The organism is Nitrobacter sp. Nb-311A, assembly GCF_000152905.1.
In the GTDB taxonomy this organism is placed as follows: domain Bacteria; phylum Pseudomonadota; class Alphaproteobacteria; order Rhizobiales; family Xanthobacteraceae; genus Nitrobacter.
The window spans coordinates 221,851-244,137 of record NZ_CH672418.1; the positions used below are offsets into that span (position 1 = coordinate 221,851).

19 protein-coding genes are annotated in these 22,287 nt (G+C 60.8%); 7 read left to right on the forward strand and 12 right to left on the reverse strand.

Features of this window, described 5'->3' with window-relative positions:
- Positions 1 to 65: 65 nt before the first annotated feature.
- From NB311A_RS14295 to NB311A_RS14320, 6 genes are all read right to left on the reverse strand, one after another.
- Positions 66 to 2,474, reverse strand: coding sequence for a TonB-dependent receptor (locus NB311A_RS14295; RefSeq protein WP_009799325.1), 2,409 nt, complete (start codon positions 2,472 to 2,474; stop codon positions 66 to 68).
- A 205-nt stretch (positions 2,475 to 2,679) separates the two neighbouring features.
- Positions 2,680 to 3,636: a FecR family protein gene (locus NB311A_RS14300; protein WP_009799326.1), complete on the reverse strand. Its 957-nt coding sequence runs from the start codon at positions 3,634 to 3,636 to the stop codon at positions 2,680 to 2,682.
- A gap of 147 nt (positions 3,637 to 3,783) precedes the next feature.
- Complete coding sequence (locus tag NB311A_RS14305; RefSeq protein WP_009799327.1) at positions 3,784 to 4,287, reverse strand: RNA polymerase sigma factor; 504 nt, start codon at positions 4,285 to 4,287, stop codon at positions 3,784 to 3,786.
- A gap of 278 nt (positions 4,288 to 4,565) precedes the next feature.
- Complete coding sequence (locus tag NB311A_RS14310; protein WP_040675341.1) at positions 4,566 to 5,057, reverse strand: hypothetical protein; 492 nt, start codon at positions 5,055 to 5,057, stop codon at positions 4,566 to 4,568.
- Positions 5,054 to 5,443 carry a flagellar assembly peptidoglycan hydrolase FlgJ gene (flgJ, locus tag NB311A_RS14315; RefSeq protein ID WP_009799329.1) on the reverse strand — a complete coding sequence of 130 codons (390 nt, stop codon included), beginning with the start codon at positions 5,441 to 5,443 and terminating at the stop codon, positions 5,054 to 5,056. Before flgJ ends, NB311A_RS14310 begins: the two co-directional genes overlap by 4 nt.
- The gene (locus tag NB311A_RS14320; RefSeq protein WP_009799330.1) at positions 5,443 to 6,567 is read right to left on the reverse strand and encodes a flagellar basal body P-ring protein FlgI; all 1,125 of its coding nucleotides are present in this window, start codon (positions 6,565 to 6,567) and stop codon (positions 5,443 to 5,445) included. Before NB311A_RS14320 ends, flgJ begins: the two co-directional genes overlap by 1 nt.
- A gap of 326 nt (positions 6,568 to 6,893) precedes the next feature.
- Between NB311A_RS14320 and NB311A_RS14325 the strand changes: the two genes are divergently transcribed.
- Positions 6,894 to 7,307, forward strand: coding sequence for a flagellar assembly protein FliX (locus NB311A_RS14325; RefSeq protein WP_009799331.1), 414 nt, complete (start codon positions 6,894 to 6,896; stop codon positions 7,305 to 7,307).
- 346 nt (positions 7,308 to 7,653) lie between these two features.
- The gene (gene dksA / locus NB311A_RS14330; protein ID WP_009799332.1) at positions 7,654 to 8,019 is read left to right on the forward strand and encodes an RNA polymerase-binding protein DksA; all 366 of its coding nucleotides are present in this window, start codon (positions 7,654 to 7,656) and stop codon (positions 8,017 to 8,019) included.
- 148 nt (positions 8,020 to 8,167) lie between these two features.
- Here dksA and NB311A_RS14335 read toward each other — a convergent pair whose 3' ends face one another.
- From NB311A_RS14335 to flgF, 6 genes are all read right to left on the reverse strand, one after another.
- Complete coding sequence (locus NB311A_RS14335; RefSeq protein WP_009799333.1) at positions 8,168 to 10,042, reverse strand: patatin-like phospholipase family protein; 1,875 nt, start codon at positions 10,040 to 10,042, stop codon at positions 8,168 to 8,170.
- A 228-nt stretch (positions 10,043 to 10,270) separates the two neighbouring features.
- Positions 10,271 to 10,549, reverse strand: a complete 279-nt coding sequence (locus NB311A_RS14340) for a hypothetical protein (protein WP_009799334.1) — start codon at positions 10,547 to 10,549, stop codon at positions 10,271 to 10,273.
- 409 nt (positions 10,550 to 10,958) lie between these two features.
- Positions 10,959 to 11,717 carry a flagellar basal body L-ring protein FlgH gene (gene flgH, locus NB311A_RS14345; protein WP_009799335.1) on the reverse strand — a complete coding sequence of 253 codons (759 nt, stop codon included), beginning with the start codon at positions 11,715 to 11,717 and terminating at the stop codon, positions 10,959 to 10,961.
- 5 nt (positions 11,718 to 11,722) lie between these two features.
- Positions 11,723 to 12,811, reverse strand: coding sequence for a flagellar basal body P-ring formation chaperone FlgA (gene flgA / locus NB311A_RS14350; RefSeq protein WP_009799336.1), 1,089 nt, complete (start codon positions 12,809 to 12,811; stop codon positions 11,723 to 11,725).
- Between the two features lie 9 nt (positions 12,812 to 12,820).
- Entirely contained in the window at positions 12,821 to 13,609 is a 789-nt protein-coding gene (flgG, locus tag NB311A_RS14355; protein WP_009799337.1) for a flagellar basal-body rod protein FlgG, read from the reverse strand.
- A gap of 12 nt (positions 13,610 to 13,621) precedes the next feature.
- Positions 13,622 to 14,389, reverse strand: a complete 768-nt coding sequence (gene flgF / locus NB311A_RS14360) for a flagellar basal-body rod protein FlgF (RefSeq protein WP_009799338.1) — start codon at positions 14,387 to 14,389, stop codon at positions 13,622 to 13,624.
- A gap of 520 nt (positions 14,390 to 14,909) precedes the next feature.
- Between flgF and fliL the strand changes: the two genes are divergently transcribed.
- From fliL to NB311A_RS14385, 5 genes are all read left to right on the forward strand, one after another.
- The gene (gene fliL / locus NB311A_RS14365) at positions 14,910 to 15,401 is read left to right on the forward strand and encodes a flagellar basal body-associated protein FliL (RefSeq protein ID WP_009799339.1); all 492 of its coding nucleotides are present in this window, start codon (positions 14,910 to 14,912) and stop codon (positions 15,399 to 15,401) included.
- A 182-nt stretch (positions 15,402 to 15,583) separates the two neighbouring features.
- Complete coding sequence (fliM, locus tag NB311A_RS14370; protein WP_009799340.1) at positions 15,584 to 16,786, forward strand: flagellar motor switch protein FliM; 1,203 nt, start codon at positions 15,584 to 15,586, stop codon at positions 16,784 to 16,786.
- Positions 16,783 to 17,217 (forward strand): DUF6468 domain-containing protein, encoded by a 435-nt coding sequence (locus NB311A_RS14375; RefSeq protein WP_009799341.1) that lies wholly within the window; start codon positions 16,783 to 16,785, stop codon positions 17,215 to 17,217. The genes fliM and NB311A_RS14375 overlap by 4 nt, the downstream gene beginning before the upstream one ends.
- Positions 17,214 to 18,023 carry a MotE family protein gene (locus NB311A_RS14380; RefSeq protein WP_009799342.1) on the forward strand — a complete coding sequence of 270 codons (810 nt, stop codon included), beginning with the start codon at positions 17,214 to 17,216 and terminating at the stop codon, positions 18,021 to 18,023. The genes NB311A_RS14375 and NB311A_RS14380 overlap by 4 nt, the downstream gene beginning before the upstream one ends.
- Positions 18,024 to 18,124: 101 nt before the next feature.
- Positions 18,125 to 21,841: a hypothetical protein gene (locus NB311A_RS14385; protein WP_009799343.1), complete on the forward strand. Its 3,717-nt coding sequence runs from the start codon at positions 18,125 to 18,127 to the stop codon at positions 21,839 to 21,841.
- Positions 21,842 to 22,287: the final 446 nt, after the last annotated feature.

Here is a 22,287-nt window from a genome sequence, read left to right on the forward strand (position 1 = left end):
GTCGTCGTTTGAGCGACTGCACGCCAGCGCAAGGAGAGTTTTCACCAGCAACGCGTGCCCGCGGGTCAAAACTGGAAAGTCGTTGAGAGCCTGAAAGTGCGAGGGTCGTTTGGGGTTAGGCCACCGAACGTGCCCCCAATCCAAGCCCTGGTATCGAAAACGTTCTGGATGTTGGCGCGAATTACAATAGGCATACCGTAGCCCTCGATCGTATAGCGGCCACCAAAATCGACCCGCGTCCATCCCGAGATTTCCTGAGTATTGGCAGGATCCACAAACTGAGAGCCGTTGTATATAAAGCGGCCAGTGAAGGTCAGTCCTCTGACAAACGGCGTATCCCACTCTGCTCCGGCGACGAGGCGGTACTCCGGAACGCCGACCCCTCGCTTTCCGGCAGTTGCGCTGTCGCCGGTGTTCAATTGCACTGACTCGATATAGTTTGCCCCTCCAAGCAACCGCAACGACTCTGTCAGCTCACCGAATACGTTCAATTCGATTCCGCGATGACGCTGGTCACCATAAACCCCAAACAGGTTAGTGGTGGGATCGACATATCCTACGGGTTTCGCGAGCTGATAGGTCGACAACGTCGTGGTGATACGACCGAAATCCACTTTCAAGCCGACTTCGGTTTGCTTCGCCACATAGGGCGAGAATATCTCACCTGCGTTCGCGGCGCCCAACGGAGCAACCGGTCCCTGTTGGAGACCCTCTATGTAATTGCCATATAGCGAAACATTGGACCACGGTTTTAAGACGACGCCGACCATTGGTGTGGCGGTCTTCTCATCGTAATTTGATCTCACAGCTCCCGTTGAAATATTAAACCGCGTGGCCTCGATCTCTTGGAAGCGCACTCCTCCCGTGACCTGGATTCTGTCGTCGAAAATGGAGAGCGTATCCGCCATGGTGATTCCAGAAAGTGAAATGTCTTGTAATGGTCTCGCATCGCTTGCATTGGGACGAGGGCCAGCTGGGCCAGGTCCAAATACTGGACTGTAGATGTTAGATGTCGGAACCGGCGCACTGTTTCCGTCCACCCGCCTCCAGTCGATGCTAACTTTGCTGTAAGCGACGGTGGCTTGATGTTTAATGGGTCCTGTTTCGAAGTTTCCGCGTACGCCGGCCTCCGTGGACAGGGTGTACATAGCATCAGCTTCTTCAAACGCGGTGGTAGGCCCGAGCGTGCCCGCGGAATCCGTGATGGATCGGATCACATAGAAACTCGGCTGTTTCCTTTGATTGCCGCCGACGGCGGCAAAGGCGGTTATGTTCGATGTCAAATCGAACTCACCGCGCGCTACGCCATAGAATACTTCCGGGGCAACATATCCCCATGGCGGTGACGCATTGGTGCGGGTATTTGGCGGAGGGGGGACAGCGACGCCCGGATCAACAGAGGACCAAACGCGTACGCCCTTCAGATTCTGATATTGATAGCCAAGGTCCGCGGACAAGCGGAGACGCTCTCCCCGATAGTCGAGAGCTAAGGTTGCCAGTCGAGATTCCCGCGACTGATGATCAATAGGTGTATCGCCATCACGATAGACCCCATTGAAGCGGACGCCAAACTCCTTGTTGCCGCCAAATCGACGACCGATATCTACGTGCCCTCCAAACTGAGAGTTTGAAGCATGGTCGAGCGTGGCTTGCGTCAATGGATCGTCCCCGGCCCTCTTCGGGACGAGATTGATCATTCCGCCGATGCTACCCAGTGCGCCAGCGCCATTTAAGAGTGCGCTCGGACCTTTGAGCACCTCAACGCGCTCAATGGACTCCGACATCATGGAATTGAACCAAGTCGGCGCAATTCCAGCCATGCCGTTGAACAGCATATCGCCATTTCCGGCATCGAATCCGCGAATGATGAAATTGTCCGCACCGCCCGACGGTCCGGTGTCAACGAGAACCGAGGGATCATTCTGAAGCACATCGGCGATGTATTTTATTTGCTGATTTTGCATCAGTTTCGACGTGTAGCTCGTTTGATTGAATGGCGTGTTCATCAGGTCTCGATTGCCCAGCAAGCCGAGCTGTCCGCCGCGAGCGACCTGTCCGCCCGCATATTCCGGCGGAAGATTGCCAATCAGCGCATTGGGATTTGAGGCGCCCTGCACATCGATCGTATCGAGCGCGATCGCGCCTGATGGCACCGCGCCAGCGCCGCCGTCCGCATTCGGCCGCTGGATGGCGACGGTCGAGGCATTGGTAAAACGATAGCTGAGGCCCGTTCCCGCCAGAAGGCGGGTCAACGCCTGATGGGGCGTGAGATTGCCGGATACACCGGGCGAGCCGACGCCGCGCCCGATGCCGCCGTCGCCGACGACATCAATGCCGGTGACACGCGAGAAAGCCGAGATCGCGCCGGTGAGCGGCTGGGGAGGAATGGAGAAGTTATAACCTGCACTACGCGCCGCCGGGGCCGTGCCACGCCCGCTCGATCCCGGCGTCTGGGCGTTCGCGACGCCGACCATGCCTGTCGTCAGGGCCGTCGACAGAAGCAGAAAAGCCGCACACCTGTTTGAGACGCCAGCCCGCGCTTCCGTGACCAACCTTTTCTCTGCCCCGCTTCTCATACCCTTAAAGCCCCCATACACAGGCCCCGGCAGAGATGCCGGAGCGCGGTTACAGAGTCAGACAATCGGGGCTCCGGAATTTTGCGGCGTGATGCAAAAAAAATCAGCCGGCCTCAAACAACAGGGTCAGGTATGGCGTGGCGGCAACAATCCGGATCGGCACCGCCTCGGCGAGTTGCGCCACGATCGTCTCGGTGCGGTTGAGGTTGACAATGAGTGTGATCGGCCGCTGCGCGAGCGCGTTGCTCATGACGATGATGCGCCCGGAGCGCCAGCGGTTGAGCGCCTGCACGGCCTGTCCGAGAGGCGCCTGCGTGAAGACCAGCCGACCCTCCCGCCACGCAAGTTCGGTGCCGGTTTCCGATTGCCGCGGCGCTCCGATATGCCTGCTGTCATAGGTAACCAGCGAGCCGGCGGAGACCTTGGCGGATTGGCTGCCGAGCGTGACGTCGACGGCGCTTTCCGTCACGGTGACGGTCGCGCTGGCATCCCGATAGTCAACGCCAAACGCCGTGCCGAGCGCGGTCGTGCGCCCCGATCCGGCTTCGACGACAAACGGCCGTGCGGCGTCTTTCGCGACCGTGAAAAAAGCCTCACCTTCGTGGAGCGTGAGGCCTCGCCGCTCGCGCGTGAAGGCCAGCGAAATTTTTGTTTCGGCCGCGAGATCGATGGTCGATCCATCGGCGAGCGTCACGGCGCGACGTTCTCCTGTCGCAGTCCGGTAGTCGGCGAAAGGGTAGCTCGCCAGATATCGCCAGGCTCCGAGGCCAATGGTTCCCGCAATGACGGCCTTGCCGAGCCTGCGGCGCGTCAGCGCTTTCCGCGCGGCGAGGTGACGATCCTTCATGCCAGGAAGCTCGATCGCGCCCATCCACAGCCTGTTTATATCCGCATAGGCTTCAGCGTGACGCGGATCGGCCGCGAGCCACGCCTTCAATGCGTTCTTGTTTCTGCCGGAAGCCTTGCCGCCATGCATCGTGGCGAACCAGACTGCCGCCTCCTCGACAATCCGGACGTGGTCGGGATCGTCGCTCACCTGACTATCGGCCGCATGTTCCATGCAAGCAAACCTCCCGGACGGCGCGGACAGCCGAGTTCGTCCTATTACATTGACAATCGAGAGAGGTGGATTTCTGAGGTGATATCGGAGAATGCTTCAGATGGAACCAGCAGCCCCTGAACCTCTTCATGCCGCCATGGAACTGCTTTACCGCCGCGCTTCATCGAGGCGCAATTTCATCCGGGCGAGAATGCGCACCATATGGCCGAATGCCGTCCTGGGCTGGATGTCGAGCATCCGGCCGATTTCGTCGAAAGTCCGGCCGTCGATACGTGACAGAATGAAAACCGCGCGATGGGCCGGCGGAAATTCGTTCAGCGTCGCATAAACGATCTTCAGTTCCTGCCGGGACAACACGACCTGCTCGGCCGATGGCGTGTCGTCCGTCAGTGTCGCAAGCGCCGTCTCCGGATCATCGACAAAAGACAGGATGCGTTGACGGCGATTGTAGTTGATCGCCAGGTTGGTCGCCGTGCGAAACAGATAGGCATGACCATTGGCGATGGGGGTACGGGAGCGCGCCGACCAGAGCGCGAGAAATGCTTCCTGGGTCAGATCCGCAGCCGCCTCCGCAGACGGCACACGCCGGCGCAGGAAGCGGGTCAGCTCCTTGCTGTGCCGGCGGAAAAGATCCTGGATATCAAACGACACGGGTCGAGCCTTATTCCCTCGATCGCACGGTGCTCACGCAATCCAGGTCTGGCTTTACCGAATGGGTAATTTCCTTGCAATATCGCCTGTCTGGATTGGTTCTAACCTTGCCGGACCATGGTTGCAGCCGGTTCAGTGCGGCATGCTTATCTGTGTCGATATCGACAACGATTCCCAGAACTCTTCTGCTTTTTCATCCCAATCCAAATCATGCACCTTCGCAGCATCGCAACGACAGCGACGATTGGAATGTTTCCGCCCGGATATCTGAAGCGCGGTTAAAGCGAACGGCTGACTGCGATGGGACTCATGTGCTGACGCGAGGGTGCGCTGCGCTGTCCGCTTGCCGTGTAGGTCTGCGGCGCGGCGCGGCGCTGCGCCTCGGCACTGACGCCGCGAACAATTCCTTCGGAAACCGCATGCGCGGTGGCGAGCACCGTGAGATTCACCTGGAGCATGGCGCGGAATGTATCATGGTGCCGTTGCAGCGCGGTGAGCAGATCCGGCGTCGCCTGAGTCATGTAGGCTTGACCGGTCTTGAATTGCCTGATGGCGTCGACATAGCGGCGCGACAGTTCTGTCTTCCGGCTTTCGAGCGCCATGCCTTCGCGAATCTTGCCGGCGCGCACCAGTTCGGTTTCGCGCTCGATGACGGCGAGCAGCGCATTCATGATGTCGAGCATGTCGTCGGCGAGCCTGCGTGCGTCCGCTGGCGTCGATACGGGGGAGCGGAGAGGGGACGCCTGCGGGTCTGCGGATTGCGGCGTCATGCGGTCTCCTTCGGTGATAACTGGGTCTGGCTCGCCTGTTGCATGATCAGGGCGCGGAACACCGCGTCGGAGACACCGACGCCGCCGGCCTTGGCGAACGATCTGGAATACTGCTCTGTGAGCATTGAGCGCCACACTCCGGTGCCTGGTGTATCGCCGAACGGACCTTCGCCCTTCAGGCCGGTTGTCATTTGCGAAAACATGGAGTTGAGGAACATCGCCTCGAAATCTTCCGAAGTCGCTTTGGCTTTTTCTACCGAGCGCGATGGAACGTGTTCCAGCGCTTGCGCGAGTTGCGGATCGACGTGGCCGTGCAGCATCGTTTTCGCGCGCGGGACGCTGCGATGGGCGGCGTTTATCGGGTCAGTGATCGCGTGAGCTTCCATTACATCACCTCGATATCGGCTTCGATCGCGCCGGCCGCCTTGATCGCCTGTAGAATGGCGATCAGGTCGCGTGGCCCGATGCCGAGGCCGTTAAGTCCGTCGACAAGCTCCTGAAGCGAGACGCCGTTCTTGACCAGCGCGAGCTTCCTGCCGTCCTCGGTCACGCCGACGTCGGTGCGCGGTGTCACAACCGTCCGCCCGCGTGCCAGCGGATTGGGCTGGCTGACCTGTGGACTTTCGGAAATGGACACGGTGAGATTGCCTTGCGCGACCGCGACGGTGGCGACGCGGACGTCGCGTCCCATTACGATGACCCCGGAGCGTTCGTCGATAACAATCTTGGCCGCGATGTCAGGCTCGACCTGCAACTGTTCGATCTCGGTCAGAAGGGCGACGACGTTGCCCTTGTACTCCCCTGGAATGGAGAGTTGCACTGTAGACGGATCGATCGGCTCGGCAGTCTTCGTGCCGAGGAAATCGTTGACTGCTGCGGCGATGCGTTTGGCGGTGGTGAAGTCGCCGTTGCGCAGCGCCAGCCGGACGTTCGGCATCCGGTTCAGTGCGAATTCGATCTCGCGTTCGACGATGGCGCCGTTGGCGATGCGCCCGTTGGTCGGCACGCCCTTGGTGACGCTCGCCGCGGCGCCTTCAGCGGCGAAGCCGCCGATCGCAAGCGAGCCCTGCGCCACCGCATACACATTGCCGTCGGCGCCAAGCAACGGCGTGACAAGCAATGTGCCGCCTTGCAGGCTTTTGGCGTCGCCCATCGCCGAGACCGTGACGTCCATGCGGGTGCCCTGGGTGGCGAAGGCGGGCAGGTTGCCGGTCACCATGACGGCCGCGACGTTGCCGGTTCGGATGGTGGCGCCGCGGATGTTGACGCCCATGCGCTCCAGCATCGCCTGCAGCGACTGCTTGGTGAACGGGATATTGTTGAGAGTATCGCCGCTGCCGTTGAGACCGACCACGAGGCCGTAACCGATCAACTGGTTTTGCCGCACGCCTTCGATATTCGCGAGGTCCTTGATCCTCGAGGTGGCATGAGCCGGAGTTCCCAGTGACGCCAGCGCCATGAGTGCTATGGCGACGACCCGGACGACGCGCTTGACACCAACGCCAGACATCCTCTGCTCCCCTGAGGTAGGCTGCCGCCACTCCCATGACCGCCCATTCGCCCGTTAACCATGCGAGACGCGTGCCATCGCGATTGGCGATGTATCATATTGATAATACGATATTTTCTTGAAATCGGCTGCCGCGTGCGCGTTCGAGGGGGACGGCGAAGTTGCCCTTCATCGGCAGAATTTGCCGAGCATTTACGCTTCGTTAATCATAACGGCCCACGGTTCTACCGCCGGAATTATCCGGCGCGCCCTTTCGGCCGGCGATGGTTCTCCGGTTCTCGACAATGGGCGTGGTTCGTTGCCATCATATTCGGACGAGACGATCGATGCGAATTTACGGAACGAACGGCACCGCGCCGGGAACGCAGGCTCCGTCCGCCCGGCGAACGGGTGGAAGCGATTTTTCCTTGCCGGACCCGTCCGCGACTGCGGAAAGCAAGGCCGCGGCCGCGCCGAAAGCGCCGGCGACCATCGATGCGTTGCTGACGTTGCAGGGCGTCGAGGAGGATCCGGCGGAGCGGCGCAGGCGCTCGGTGCAGCGGGGCAGGGGCGCGCTGGACGTGCTCGACGATCTCAAGATCGGGCTGCTTTCCGGCACCTTCGACCCGTCAACCGTAATCCGGCTGCGCACTGCCGCTGCCGGGCTGAAATCGTCCTCCGGCGATGCCGGTCTCGATGCGGTCCTGGCTGAGATCGAGCTGCGCGTCGAGGTGGAACTTGCCAAGGTGGGGCAGGTCTGAAGGCGGCGATACGTCATGGAACCCGTCGAAAGACGGTCTCGAACGCTCCGCGGACCTCCGCCGTCGGGCTATGGCTTTTTCAAAGCAAGCGGTTATCGGTTCGCATGAAGAAAACGCATCAAATCAAAATCATAGAGCCCGCTTCTAATTCGATCAGAAGCGAAAATGTTCAAGCCAAACGCGGAAGTCCCCAATTTCAAGGATGGGTTTTGGTGCGACGATATTGTCTGTCACAAACGGCCGCTATATAAGCTCCGCCGCAGCTGGACCGTCCGGCGCCTTGCACCGAGCAGGAATGCATTTGGAAAAGTTGAAGAACTACAGACCCTCCGAAAAAGAGCCCTTCATGAACGAGCGTCAGCGCGAATATTTCCGCGCCAAGCTGCTGGCATGGAAGGATGAGATCCTCCGCGAATCGAAGGTTACGCTGCAGACTCTTCAGGAAGAAAACGTCAACCTTCCCGACCTCGCGGATCGAGCGTCCTCGGAAACCGACCGCGCCATCGAGTTGCGCGCCCGTGACCGACAGCGAAAGCTGATCTCCAAGATCGACGCCGCCTTGCAGCGGATCGAGGACAACACCTACGGCTATTGCGAGGAAACGGGCGAGCCGATCTCGCTGAAGCGGCTTGAAGCGCGACCGATCGCGACGCTTTCCGTTGAAGCCCAGGAGCGCCACGAGAAGCGGGAAAAGATCTATCGGGACGAGTAGGGCGGCTGCGCCGATGTCTCGGCTATGGGGCCGCGGTATATGCGTAGGCTCTCGAGCAAGGCTTGTCCTTGCGTTTTGACACGACAGTATCGGCCGCCTTGAGAAAGCACGTTAAAATAATCGGTGCAGGCGGCGCGCCGGCAACGATTTATCGAAACATTTCCCGCTGCTCGTCGGTCAGACCGGCCAGCACTTGCCTCGCCTGGCTGTAGCCGGCGGCGACCATCTCGTCGAAGCGGCTCCAGTCCAGCAGGCGGCACTCGGGGGTGCGCGGCCGGAACAAGAGGTCGGTGAACTTTCCCATCTCCTTTTGTTTGGAGATCGATGTGATGAAGGATGATCGCAGCATCGTCTCGGGCACGCTCGGCAGAAGGTAACGTCGCTTCGCACGCGGTTTCAGTTTGTCGCGCAGAAGGGTGGGCGTTCCCGGCACGCAGTCAATATCGAACAATTGCTCGCGGTCGATCGAGAGATCGACACCGATGATGCGGCCGGCGCCGAGTCGGGCCATTACGTCGACAGGGAAATTGTTGAACGTGCTGCCGTCATACATCATGTGCCTGCCGATGAAGACCGGCGGCAGCGCGCCGGGAATTGCGTAACTTGCGCCGACGTTACGGGTGAGGTCGCCTCGCAGCAGGACGGCTTCGCTGCCGGTCGAAAAGTCTGATGCGATGGTGAAGAAGGTGGTCCAGCAATCCTCGCTGTCGATGGCGTCCCGGCCCGTGGCATCGCGCACGGCCTGCGTCATCGCGCTTCGCGTGCGCGCGCCCTTGATCAGCGATACCAGGGGAATAAAGTTATAGTCGCCGGTGACGTTGCCTCTCGGATGTTGGAGGAACGCCTTTCGGACGGCAGCCGCGACTTCATCCGCGCTGCGCCCGAGCGCCAGCACCATTCCCATGACCGCGCCGATTGAGCTGCCGCCTAGCATGTCGACGGGAATGCCTGCCTCTTCAAGCGCCTTGATGACGCCGATATGGGCGAAGCCACGCGCGCCTCCGCCCGACAGCACCAATCCGATGCCTCGTCCGGCTACGATACGGGCGAGGCGATGCATGTCGGCGGGTAACTGCGGACGAATGTGAAAGTGCCGCGCATTCGGCCGAGCGTTCAGCCAATGCGTCGTTCCGACGGGTATTTTCGTATCAGTCCTGTGCAGCAGGACCAGCGTCTGTCGCGCGATCGAGATGGGAGCTGCGGGCGATAGGCATGCCCGCTCGACGGCCGCGAGACCGGGGTCGTGATCGGCGTTGGCGAGTAGCAGCACCTCGTCGGCATGACGAAGGCAAAACCGTGTCCATGCGGTGTCGTCTCCGTCGGCGACAAGATACACTGCGCGGCTCTGAGCCTCGATGTCGTCGATATAACCGGCAAGCGCATCGTTATGCTGTTCAGGCGCGTGGTCCGGAGCGATACCGAAGCGTTTGACGACGTCGTCGGCGGTGACGACCGTCACCGGCCCGGCCATGGCGGCTTGCGCGTTACGCAGCCTTCGCGCGAAATCGGCGGCGTCGGGTCCGGGCGTGACCGGCAGGATGCAGATGTTCACTGGCACCAGCGGCGTTTGTCGCTCGCGCTCGCGCTGGCGGAATCGCCGGATCACGACCCTCATCATCGACATTTCGATTTCCGGATGTTGCAGGATCGCGTGCTCGATCATCGCGCGCGTCACTTTGACCAGCAGCGTATCGCGCACCGCTACGATGGTTGCCGAGCGCGGCTCGCCGGTGAACAGCGCGAGCTCGCCTATTGTTTCGCCGCGTCCGATCTCGCCGAGGATCTTTCTCGCGCCGGATTCGGTTTCGGAAAATGCGTGCAGCCGGCCCGACAGGACGAAGTACACGTCGTCACCGGCTTCGCCCTGGCGCAGCAGGACCGCGCCGGAGACGAGATCGACATATTCGGCCTGGGAGCGGATGGTGTTCAGGATCGCAGCATTGTCGGACGCGAAGTAGTCGCGAAGCACGGTCTGGAGCAGCGCGTCGCGTTGCTGAAGATCGGGATCGGGTTTTGGCGTCAATACCGCAGCTCCTATGGAGTCGGTTCAAGCATTGCATTTCGTCGCGGTAGAAACCTCCTGAAAATCATTTTGACGTCCGCCCGCCGGTTTGCGGCAATGTAGGGCGAATCTGGAATCCAATTCCCAAGATCGGATGCGCGACGCAATGCGGTGACACGAGGATTGAATCTTCAAACCCCTATTTTTGCAAAGAGCAGGTCGTATGCTAGGCGGGGAACCTTGCTCTTTCTAGTCGCGCCCGACCTTCCCGGGAAATCCAGGCGTGGTGGGACTGTCGCCATTCAGGCCGCTCGGCACGGAGCCGGTGCCGATGGTTCCAGGCCACGATGTGTTGGGTACGCCGGGCTGATTGACCCCACCGACCGGGAGGCGAGGTGACGGCGCGGGTATCACGATAGGCGCATAAGGGATGGGCACGTAGACATGACGGTGACGCGCCTGTGCCGGGTTGGACAAGCCGATCAGGCAAGTGGCAAGGACAAGCAGGACGCGGACGGCGATGGTCATTGGACGCTCCGGCGCTTGCGGAATGTCTTGGACATATAACCATCCAGGTCGTAGCGCACAGATCAGGATTCATTAAATTTCGCTGCTCGTCAGCGAACGAACGATGCCTGATCGACGTTCCGCAGCGATAGATACGGCCTCCGGCAGGGGAGCCGCCGGAGGCCGCATCCCCGGACGATGCATGGCATCGCCGGGTCGTCGCCGTCTCGCGCCTGGGTTCGCGATCCGGCGGGGAGCTTCGAGAGGCTAGTGTCCCGATTCCGAAGTTCGCATACCCTTGCAGCAACCTTTGGTGCGAACTTCGAAATCAAAGGGACACTCGTAACTTTATAATTCTCGTGTGGTTCAGGATCAGAAGTTCGCCTGGCAGACTCCCTGGACACTGAAAGCGAACTTTTGAACCACCGCACTAGAACGGCAGCAGTACGTCCATCACCTGTTGACCGTAGCGCGGCTGCTGAACATCGCTGATCTGGCCGCGACCGCCGTAGGCGATGCGGGCCTGCGCGATCTTGCTTGAATCGATGGTGTTGTCGCTCTGGATATCCTCCGGCCGCACGATGCCGGCGACGATCAATTCGCGGATTTCGTTGTTGACGCGAATTTCCTGCTTGCCCTCGACCACAAGATTGCCGTTCGGCAGCAGTTGCGTGACGACCGCGGCGACGCGGGTCTGCAGGTTCTCCTGACGCTGGACCGAGCCCTTGCCGTCGCTCAACGAGGTCGAGTCGGTGGTCAGGATACGGCCGGGTAGTACCGCGGTTGCTGGATTGCTGATGGTCTTGCTGCCGATGAAATCGGTGATGCCGGAATCTTCCTTGTTAATGCGGCTGCGCTGGGTCTGGTTAGCGATGTTGGCCTTGTCGGTGAAGTTCACGATCACGGTCAGGAGGTCGCCGACCCGCGCGGCGCGCTGATCCCTGAAGAACGCGCGGGAGCCGTTCCGCCACAGCGAGTTGGCGTTGTAGGACACCGTCTCCGGCTTCGGCATCGGCATCTGCACGGGTTTGTAACCGGGCTGCGTCGTTGGATTGTCTATCGCCGTCAGCTTGGGTGACTCGCCGATCTGCGAAAGGCGATTGATGGACGAGCATCCGCTGGCAAGCGCGGCGGCCGCCAGCAATGTGCCGGTGAGAACGATGCGATTAATGGGCGCGGACTTCAACATGAACGTTACTCGGCTTCTGAAGATGCGGTCGCGCCGCTCCTGGGGGAGATGGAAGCCGTCGCCTCTGCCGGCTCGGCGCTCGCCAGCCTGCGCGGGGCAACCGGAGCGGCGGGAGACACCGACACTTGACCTCGCCCGACCACCACGCCGGATACGGTGCGCTTCGATTGCAGGTTGAGAACACTGACGACATCCCCCTCAGTGCCGGCCTCGGTCGCCTTGCCGCGCACGGTGAGATAGATTCCCGCAGCCTGGTAGATCAGGGTCACCGCCTCGTCGCGTTGCACAAGGTCCGGCCTGGTCAGGTCGGCGCCATGCAGCGCCTGACCGGCGCGCATCTGCCGCCGCGTCTGCATCCCGACGACGTGGTCGTGGCTTGCGGCGTCGCGGCCGACCTCCGCCTTGGGGCGACGCTCCATGACGACATCGGAAAATTTCAGCAGTGTGTGACGGTCGACGTCGCGAGCCAGCACCGCGGCTTCGACAGTCTCGACGGCAACGCCGGTGAAACGGAGGCGCGTCGGTGCGGCCCCGGAGTCGTTGCCGATCTCGAGCGTGACGTCGAAGCGGCCCTTGCGCGGGTCGAACCGGGTTACCACCGGATTGATGGCGCCATTGTTCGCGGCATCGAGATGGATCGTTGTCAGGTCTTTATCAAAGGTCAGCAGCAGGTCCTTGGCGTCGCCAAGTCCATTGCGGTGTTCGAGCGCGACCGCGATCTGCAATTCGACGTCGTCCGGCTCCAGGGTGCGGGCGAGCCGTGTCACCGCGACGTTTCGAAGGCCGTGCGTGTCGACGCCGATCACCTGATGCGCACGGAGAATATCGAGCACCTGGGTAGCCGGCAGCGTGCCGGTGGTGCCGGGATCGGGAGAGCGGTAGATTGCGATTTGCGCTGCCTTGCCGGCGTTATCGACGAGGTCGCCGATCCGAACCACATCGCCCGTAAGATCGACACGGCCGCGAAGCACAGGGGTCGGAATGGCAGCCGTGCTCGCCAGGACGGCGTGGCGTGGAGTCGCGTCGTTGCCGGCCAGCGCCGGAATGGACGCCGCCAGCATCGCGCCAGCGACGAGGAAGGAGCGGACAATCATGGTCGCCTCCTAGCGGAATAGCGCGGATGCGGATTGCAGCATCTGGTCGGCGGCGCTGACGACTTTGGCGTTCATTTCGTAGGCGCGTTGTGCGGCGATCAGATCGGAGATTTCCGAGACCACCTCGACATTGGCCTGCTCAAGGCTAGATTGCTGCATGTCGCCGAAGCCGTCGATATTGGCGATGCCGTCCTGGAAAGGACCGGAGGCGGGCGTCTCCTTGAAGTTGTTATCGCCCACCGGCTGCAAACCCGCCTTGTTGATGAAGCGGGTCAGGCCGATCTGGCCGAGCACGGTCGGAGTGGTCTGCCCCGGCAGCGTCACCGAGACCTGGCCCTGCGAGTTGATGGTGATGCCCGCGGAGTTTTGCGGGATCGTGATCGTTGGCTGCACCGGATTGCCCTGCGCGTTGACGATGCGGCCCTGGTTGTCCATCTGGAACGTGCCGTCGCGGGTATACTGAAAGGTGCCGTCCGGCATCAGGATCTTGAAGAAGCCTTCACCGCGAATGGCGATGTCGAGATCGTTGCCGGTCTGCGACAGCGTGCCTTGACTCATCTGCCTCGGTGTTCCGACTGTTTTCACGCCGCCGCCGAGATCGATGCCCACGGGCAATATGGTGCCCTGAGCCGATGCCTGCGCGCCGACCCGACGGACATGGTCGTAGATCAGGTCTTGAAATGCAGCCCGCTGCTTCTTGTAACCGGTGGTGCGCAGGTTCGCGATATTGTTGGAGATGACCTGAACGTTCAGTTCCTGAGCCGCCATTCCGGTTGCCGCAGTATAAAGAGCACGCATGATCTGAATTCCTTATGCCGGAACGTCGGCCAGTTTTTCGATGGCGGTTCGTTGCAGATCGCTTTGCTGCTGCAACAGTGTCGCCATCTGCGTGTAGGCGCGGGATACCTGGACCATGCGACTCATCTCAGTCACCGCGCTGACGTTGGAGCGCTCAATGAAGCCCTGATGGATTTGCGACTTCGTGTCCGGCTGAGCGAAATTGCTTTCGCCAGCGGCATAAAGGTTGGAGCCCTCCTTGATCAGCTTTTGAGGCTGCCGAAAGGAGACCAGCCGCAGCGTTCCGCGGATTGAGTTCGTTGAGTTGTTGAGGCCCTCGATTACAGTTACGGTGCCGTCGGCGGAAATCGTGATGTCGCGGTCGGTTTGCTGGAACCTGATCGGGCCGTTGGAGCCGAGCACCGGATAGCCCGATGCCGTGACCAGTTGCCCTTGTGCATTGATCTGCAATCCGCCGTCGCGGGTGTAGCGTTCGCCGTTGGGCGTCTGCACCACCAGAAACGCCTCGCCGTCGATGGCGACATCGAGCGGATTCTTGGTCTGCTCGGTCGGGCCCCCAGCGAAGTCGTGAAAGGTGGCGCGGTCCTGAACGAAGCTTAAGCGGCGGTCGCGGCCGACGAAGTTGTCTTCGTGCGCGCCCGGCATCAGGTATTCCTCGAACAGCGAGCGGTCGGCCTTGTAACCGTTGGTGTTGACGTTCGCGACGTTGTTGGCAACGACATCAATCTGCCGTTCGAGCATCATTTGCCGCGACAGTCCGATGAGGAGGGCATTCTCCATCGGTGGTTCTCCCCTTGTGAATCCGTGTGAAGAAGGCCCTCCCAGGCCGTCACACCGGATTGATCGAACCTTGAGGCTCTCCCAAGCCTTCCGGTTCGGCGAAAGGGGTAGCGAAAGCCGTGCCAGCTCAAGAAACTACGTATTATCAGTCATTTATTGAAAAATGGCGAGTGGGAAGACCCGGCAATTAAGGTCCTGTTGACCATGTCGGCCCGGCAAAATGTTCCTAGTCATGGTTAAAAGAAAGGTTCCGTTAACCATTGCGCACCTAGTGTGGCAGCTCAGAAGTTTTCCGCATTTTCGCCGCAACCTGGAAAGCGAGCTTCTGACCAGAACGCACCAGAATGGATGCTGGTGGAATGTCGAATTCGTAGTTCGCAAGCCTTTGCGGGGAGCAACGAACTTCGGGTCCGGATAGGAGTGTCAAGGCAACGGGCGCGTGTGCGCCGGCGGCATCTGTTCTGCGTATCCAGCCTGCTCGGTGGCATCGGACCGACCCTGATGAAAGGGCGAGCTGACGATGGCAGAGAATGATCAGACTGAAAAAGCGGCAGACGGAGACACGCCTCCAACCAGAAAAAAGTTCAAGCTGATTATCGCGGTGGTCGGCCTCGCATTGATTCTCGTCACTGGCGGCAGCGTCTGGTTCTTTTTGTTCCGCCATCACGGCGGCGAACAGCATGCCGAAGCGCCACCGCCGAAACCACCGGCCTTCGTCGATATACCGGATATGCTGGTCAATCTGGTCGGCGCGCCCGGCGAGCGGGTGCAATATCTGAAAGTGAAGGTCGTTCTCGAGGTGAAGGAGGAGCCGCAGGCCGAGAAGATCAGGCCGGCGTTGCCGCGGGTCACCGATCTGTTTCAGACTTATATGCGCGAATTGCGCCCGAGTGATCTCAACGGTTCAGCCGGGTTGTTCCGCCTGAAGGAAGAACTGACCAGACGGGTGAATGAAGTGATCTCGCCCGATCACATCAATGCTGTGCTGTTCAAGGAAGTCGTTATCCAGTGATGAGTACCGCAGAGATGAAGCTCCTCATCACGGGCCGCAGATTCGTATCAGGGATTTCAAAATCGCAGAGCGGAATTCCAGGGACTTATAGAGCGCTGGTGTCCTTTGTTTCGGAGCTCGTTCGAAGGATGCCGCGAGGTTTTGCGAACTACGGAAACGGGCGCTAGCGCCGGAACGGGATCATGGCGGACGAAAGCGATCAGCTCGATCAGGATGCAATCGCAGCCCAGTGGGAAGCCTCGCTCGACTCGGAGGATCCGGCCGAGGCTTCGAAGTCCGCTGCCGCCAACGAACTCACGGAGGCGATGGCGGAACAATGGGCCGCCATGGTCGACGACGGCGGTCGCAATTTCGGCAACGGCAAAAACGGCGAGCGGGTTCTGTCGCAGGAGGAAATCGACAGTCTGCTCGGATTCAGCGTCGGCGAGATCAACGTCGATGATAATTCGGGCATCCGGGCGATCATCGACTCGGCGATGGTGTCGTATGAGCGCCTGCCGATGCTGGAGATCGTGTTCGACCGCCTGGTGCGGCTGATGACGACGTCCCTGCGCAATTTCACTTCCGACAACGTCGAGGTCTCGCTTGACCGCATCACCTCGGTCCGCTTTGGCGACTACCTGAATTCGATACCCCTGCCAGCGGTACTCAGCGTGTTCAAGGCTGAGGAGTGGGAGAATTTCGGATTGGCGATGGTGGACTCCAGCCTGATCTACTCGATGATCGATGTTTTGCTGGGTGGCCGTCGCGGTCAGACCTCGCTCCGTATCGAAGGCCGGCCCTACACGACGATCGAAACCAATCTGGTGAAGCGGCTGGTGGAGGTCGTGCTTGCCGACGCCGAGCAGGCGTTCCGGCCGCTGTCGCCGGTGTCGTTTTCGATCGACCGTCTCGAAACCAATCCGCGGTTCGCGGCGATCACCCGTCCGGCCAATGCGGCGATCCTGGTCCGGCTGCGGATCGACATGGAAGATCGCGGCGGCACCATCGAACTGCTGCTTCCCTACGCCACCATTGAGCCGATCCGCAACGTCCTGTTGCAGATGTTCATGGGTGAAAAGTTCGGCCGTGATCCGATCTGGGAAAGCCACCTCGCCACCGAGATCGCGCAGGCGCAGATTGCCGTGGACGCGGTGCTGTACGAGGCCGAAATCCCGCTTAAGCAGCTTATGACCCTGAAGGTTGGTGACACGCTCGCGCTTGAAATGCGGCCCGATGCGTCGGTAGCGGTTCGGTGCGGCAGCGTTACGCTCACCGAAGGCCGCATGGGACGGGTTGGCGACCGCGTCGCCATTCGCGTGTCGAGGAATCTGCGTAAACCTAACACCACCTTTGCCATGTTCGAGAGAGCGGACGAGCAGACCAAGATGATGGAGGCCCAATGAACCACTCTTTCGGACTCGCGATCGAGAGCCTTGTCGCGGTTCTTCTCGTTCTGACGATCTGTTACTGCATGCTGCTGAACAAGCGGCTGAAGCGGCGGAGGGCAGATGAACAGTCGCTGAAGGCGACGATCAGTGAACTGATCACGGCGACGGAAATCGCCGAGCGCGCCATCGGCGGGCTCAAGCACACTGTACGCGACGTCAACGACAATCTCGGCAACCAGATTGCGTTGGCGACCGATTTATCGCGGCAGTTGGCGAAGCAATTGGCGGAGGGCGACGCCGTCATGCGGCGGTTGAGCAGGATCGCGCTTGCGGCGCGCCCGGCGACGGCTCCGGAACCGGAGGCCGTGACGAGTGATGCCCGCTCCGTCGCAGCCGCGGCGAGGGCATTTTCCGAACGCAGAAGGACGAACGGCATCGCCGCATGAGTGCTTTCAGAGACATCCGGGTCATTCCCGTCGTAGTGGTTGCGATCTTCGGTCTCGCGGTGCTCAAGGTTGCGGGGCTTGTGATCGACGGCGGCTATGTCTTCGATGTCCAGCCGGCTTCGGCCGGTCAGTCATGGGCGCAGGAAAACCTGAATTTTCCAGGCGCGACTCCGGACGCGGGTGACATCACCGGATCGGTCGGGACGAAGAACAAGGACGGCACCGGCAAAGATAATGCGGAAAAGGGTGAAGCGAAGAACGAAGAACCTGGCCGGGCGGCAGACAAGCCGGGAGAGGCGAAGGAGGGCGTGCTCACTATCCCGGAGCCGGGCCGGTCTGTATCGCCATCCGAGCGGGCCATTCTCGAGCGTCTTCAGAGCCGGCGACAGGAGCTCGAAGCGCGTGCACGAGAAATTGACATTCGCGAAAACCTGCTGAAGGCCGCTGAAGAGCGCATCCAGGGCCGCGTCGAGCAGATGAAGGGCATCGAGGCGCGGATCGCGACCGCAACCGAAGAGAAGAACGAGGCCGAGATTGCCCGCTTCAAGGGGCTCGTGACGATGTACGAGAACATGAAGCCGAAGGAGGCAGCCAAGGTTTTCGACCGGCTGGAAATGCCGGTGCTGTTCGAGATCGCCTCGAAGATCGCGCCGCGCAAAATGTCGGACATTCTCGGTCAGATGTCTCCCGAAGCTGCGGAACGATTGACGGTCGAATTGGCGCGCCGTGCGAGCGGCAACACCACGACCGAGACCTCCAATCTTCCGAAGATCGAGGGCAAGCCCACACTGCATCCTCGCAACTGACGATCGTTGTTTAACAAGTCCTCAATGTCACAACTCTAAAGTCAAGGTCAGCCGGGCCTTCAGTCCCCGGCAACGAGTTTTGAGTCGAGAGACGGTCTGGAATGGCGCGGACGACTGCCGCTGGATGTTGGTCGCAAGCGCGCGCTTGCGCGCGGCGGCTTTGGCGCGGCCTTATTCCGACGCTCGCAATAGCCGTGCTGCTGCTGACCGTGGCGTTTCCCGATGCAGGCCGCGCGCAGGGCGTCCGGGGAGAGGCGAGCTTTGTGGCGGCGAATGGTTTTGCGCGCCTCATGCTCAAGCTCGATGACGACGTCGATTCCGAGGTGACGGTGGCTGGCACCGTCCTTGTGATCCGATTCAACCGGCCGGTGAATATTCCCGTCGACAGGATCTCGGACGCGGCGCCGGACTATGTCGGCTCGGCGCGCCGTGATCCGGATGGTTCGGCCATCCGTCTGGCCCTGGCGCGCAAGGTCACTGTCAATACAATGACGGCCGGCGAGCGCATATTCATCGATTTGATGCCTGACGGCTGGAAGGGGCCGCCGCCTGGACTGCCGCGGGAGGTGGTCCGGGAACTTGCGGAGCGTGCCCGTGCCGCCGAACGCGCTTTGCGCGAACAGCGCAGCCTCGCAGCGGCGAAGAAGCGGTCGCCGGTTCGGGTGCGCGCTTCGGTGCAGCCGACCTTTGTGCGCTATGTTTTTGAGTTGCCGGACGGCGCCGGCGTATCTTCCGCCCTCAATGAGCAGAAACTGTCGCTGCTGTTCAAACCCGCGCTGACGTTTGATCTGGCGGATGCAAGACTGGTGGCGCCGACCAATATCGGCTCGATCGTGCAGAAGGTCGAAGGCGACGGTTCGCGGATCGAGATGAAATTGATCGGCGATGTCGATGTGCATTCGTTTCATGAAGAGAAGAACTACATCGTCGATATCGGCTTTCAGCAGACCGGCAAACCGGTACTGCCGCTCGCGCCAACCGAAGCCCGGCCGCAGGCCAATGCCGCCGAGAGGGCGGCCGAGATTCCCGCGCCGGCCTCGCAGGCTGCGGAGCAAGCCGGCCTGACGGTCCAGCCTTCAAGGCCTGATGTTAAATCCGCGCCGGTTGAAAGAACGACCGGGGTAGCCCCAGCCGTCGCTGCACCTCCGGCCCCTGTTCAGCCCCGGATCGAGAAGCCGGTTGCCGCCGAAGCGCCCCCCGCGCCAATGCCTGACAGCGTTTCGAAAGCAAAGCCGGCAGAGGACAAGCAAGCCGAACATAGTTCCGGCAAGCAGAACGCTGAGAAGGCAGCGGCGGCGCCGGAGGCCGCAACAGTTCCGGCGTCATCAATGAAGAAAGGCGCGAAGGATGCCGTGACCCTCGATGCTGAGAGGCGCACCGAGGGTTTTCGTCTGACGTTCGGCTTCGGCGCGCCAGCGCCGGCCGCACTATTTCGGCGGGCCGATACGGTGTGGCTGGTGTTCGACTCGGACCAGCCGATCGATATCGGTGCGATCCGGAAGGAGGGCGGGTCGCTTATCTCTGACATTGATCGTCGTCCTTTGGACAAAGGTCAGGCAATTCGTATCCGCCTGGCCCGTCCGCTACTGGCTTCCCTCTCGACCGGAGACCCGCAGGACTTAGCGCCCGCTATGGCGGGCCGGAGCTGGATCGTGATGTTTGCTGATACCGTGCAACACCCATCGCGTGCGCTCTCTACCCAGCGGAATGTGGTCGATCGGGCTCACGCAAGCGTTGCTGTGCCGCTCGCGGGCATCGGCAGGCTGCACCGGATCGTCGATCCCGATTCCGGCAGTCCTCTGATGGTGGTGACCGCGCTGCCACCGGCACGCGGTTTCATCAGTCGCCAGCAATTCGTGGAGTTCTCGCTGAATGAGACCATCCATGGCGTCGTGATCGAGCCGAAGTCCGACGATATCGCCGTCGAGGTCGGCCCCGACAAGGTCACGGTGACCAGGCAGGGCGGTCTTACCCTGTCGGCGGCCAATGCCACGCCCGGGCGCGGAGCAACCGCGGCGCAGCCGATCTTCGATATCGAGCAATGGCGGAAGGACAGCAAGGCCGATTTCCTTAAACGGCTCGATGAGCTGGTCAACGCAGCGTCAACCGCGAGTGACGATGATGTGCGGGCCGCAGCGCGGAAAGACCTCGCCCGCTTCTATATGGCGCGCGGCTTCTATCACGAAGCCAGGGCGGTTCTCGACCTCGCATTGTCCGAATTGAATCCTGGACAGGAAGATCCGGTTCTGCTGATCATGCATTCGGTTGTGAGTTCACTGACAAACTATACGGCGTCGGCGATGCGGGATCTCGCCAATCCGGCGATCGGAGCCAATTACGATTCCCAACTCTGGAAGGCGCTTGCGCTCGCGCAGCAACACAAGTGGGCGGAAGCACGAGAGAAGTTCAAAAGCGCTCAGTTCGCCATATCGGTGTTGCCGGTCGATTTGCAGCGCGTGATCGTCAGTGCTGCGATGCGAGCTTCGCTTGAGGTCGGTGATTTTTCCGGCGCCGCTTCGCGTAGCAGTGATCTCGACGCTCTCGGCATTCCCGACGAGTTGAGGCCCAGAATTACGGTCATGCGCGGCCGGCTGTCGGAAGCACTCGGGCATGACCACGATGCGCTTGCTCAATATGAGGAGGTGATGGCCTCGCCGGACCGCGAAGCAGCGACTGAAGCGAAGATTCACGACATTGCGTTGCGACAGAAGCGCAAAGAGATCAAGCCGGATGATGCGCTGCGCGATCTCGAAACGCTGTCGGTGATGTGGCGCGGCGACGGGCTGGAAGTGCAGACGCTGAAAATGCTGATGGCGCTCTATATCGATGCGGGCCGCTATGCGGAGGCGTTGGCGGTTTCAAGGACGGCTACGCGGTTGGAGCCCGACTCCGCGGTGTCCCGCCAGATTCAAGATGATGCGGCGGCGCTGTTCGCCCAGCTCTTCCTCAGCGCGAAAGGCGACAACCTTCCACCGATTGATGCGTTGGCGATGTTCTACGACTATCGTGATCTGACGCCGATTGGCCGCCGCGGCGACGAAATGATCCGCCGGCTCGCGGATCGGCTGGTCGCCTTTGATCTGCTTGATCAGGCGGGCGAACTCCTGCAATACCAGATTGATCATAGGCTTGAGGGTGCGGCGCGCGCGCAGGTCGCCGCGCGGCTGGCGATAGTCTATCTGATGAACCGCAAGCCTGACCGGGCAATCGCCGCACTTCGCACGACGCGGATCGCTGACCTCGCCGGCGAATTGCGTAAGCAACGCTTGCTGCTTGAGGCGCGTGCGCAGAGCGATATCGGTCGCCGCGATCTCGCGCTCGACATTATCTCCAATCTCACCGGGCGGGAGGCAATTCGTCTGCGATCCGATATCTACTGGGCGTCCCGGCGCTGGCGCGAGGCGTCCGAACAGATCGAGCTTTATTACGGCGAGCGCTGGCGTGATTTCACGCCGCTCACCTCGAATGAGAAGAGTGATATCATCCGCGCCGTGATCGGCTATGCGCTCGCCGAGGACGCGCTGGGGCTTGCGCGTTTCCGCGAGAAATATGCGCCGCTGATGAACGGCGTCGCCGACAAGCTCGCGTTCGATACCGCGAGCAAGCCGGCATCCAGCAACAGCGCCGAGTTTGAGCAGATCGCCAAGATGGCGGCGAAGGTAGATACGCTGAGTGGTTTCCTGCGCGAAATGAGTTCACGTTTTCCGAATATGATGACGAAGGCGCCGCTGTCGTCCGACGAAGCGAAGGCAGATCCGTCTCCCACAGGCACGCTACCGCAGATTATCGGATCGACGCGCGTCGAAGCCTCACGCTGACGGATGCGTATCTCCGATCGGCCCGATAACGCGTTAGAAAATCCGAAAGCCTCACAGCCCGATTGTCGTGATGCTCGACTTTACTGACTGGCGGTGCGCGCAGCTTCGCGAGACTCGCTCGCTCTCTTTCATCGCAACGCTATAAGCGAAGCCGCAAGTGGTACAGAATTCTGTGAAGCCGCCTTTGCGTACTCAAAATCTTCTTTCTTCGCGTTTAATAGAGTCCGGAGTGGCGCTCTATTTCCTGTTCGATGTGTTGACTTAGTCGTGTCCGGCGCTTCTTCGAGATCAAGTATCATCGAGATTACCTTCAAACGATGACGTAAGTGCAATTGTGAGGCGGTACAGAATTCTGCGAAACCGCCTTTGCGCATTCACGATCTTCTTTCTCTGCTCCTGATAGAGTCAGAAGCATACTTATCTTTTGTTTGATGCTGTCTGTGCGT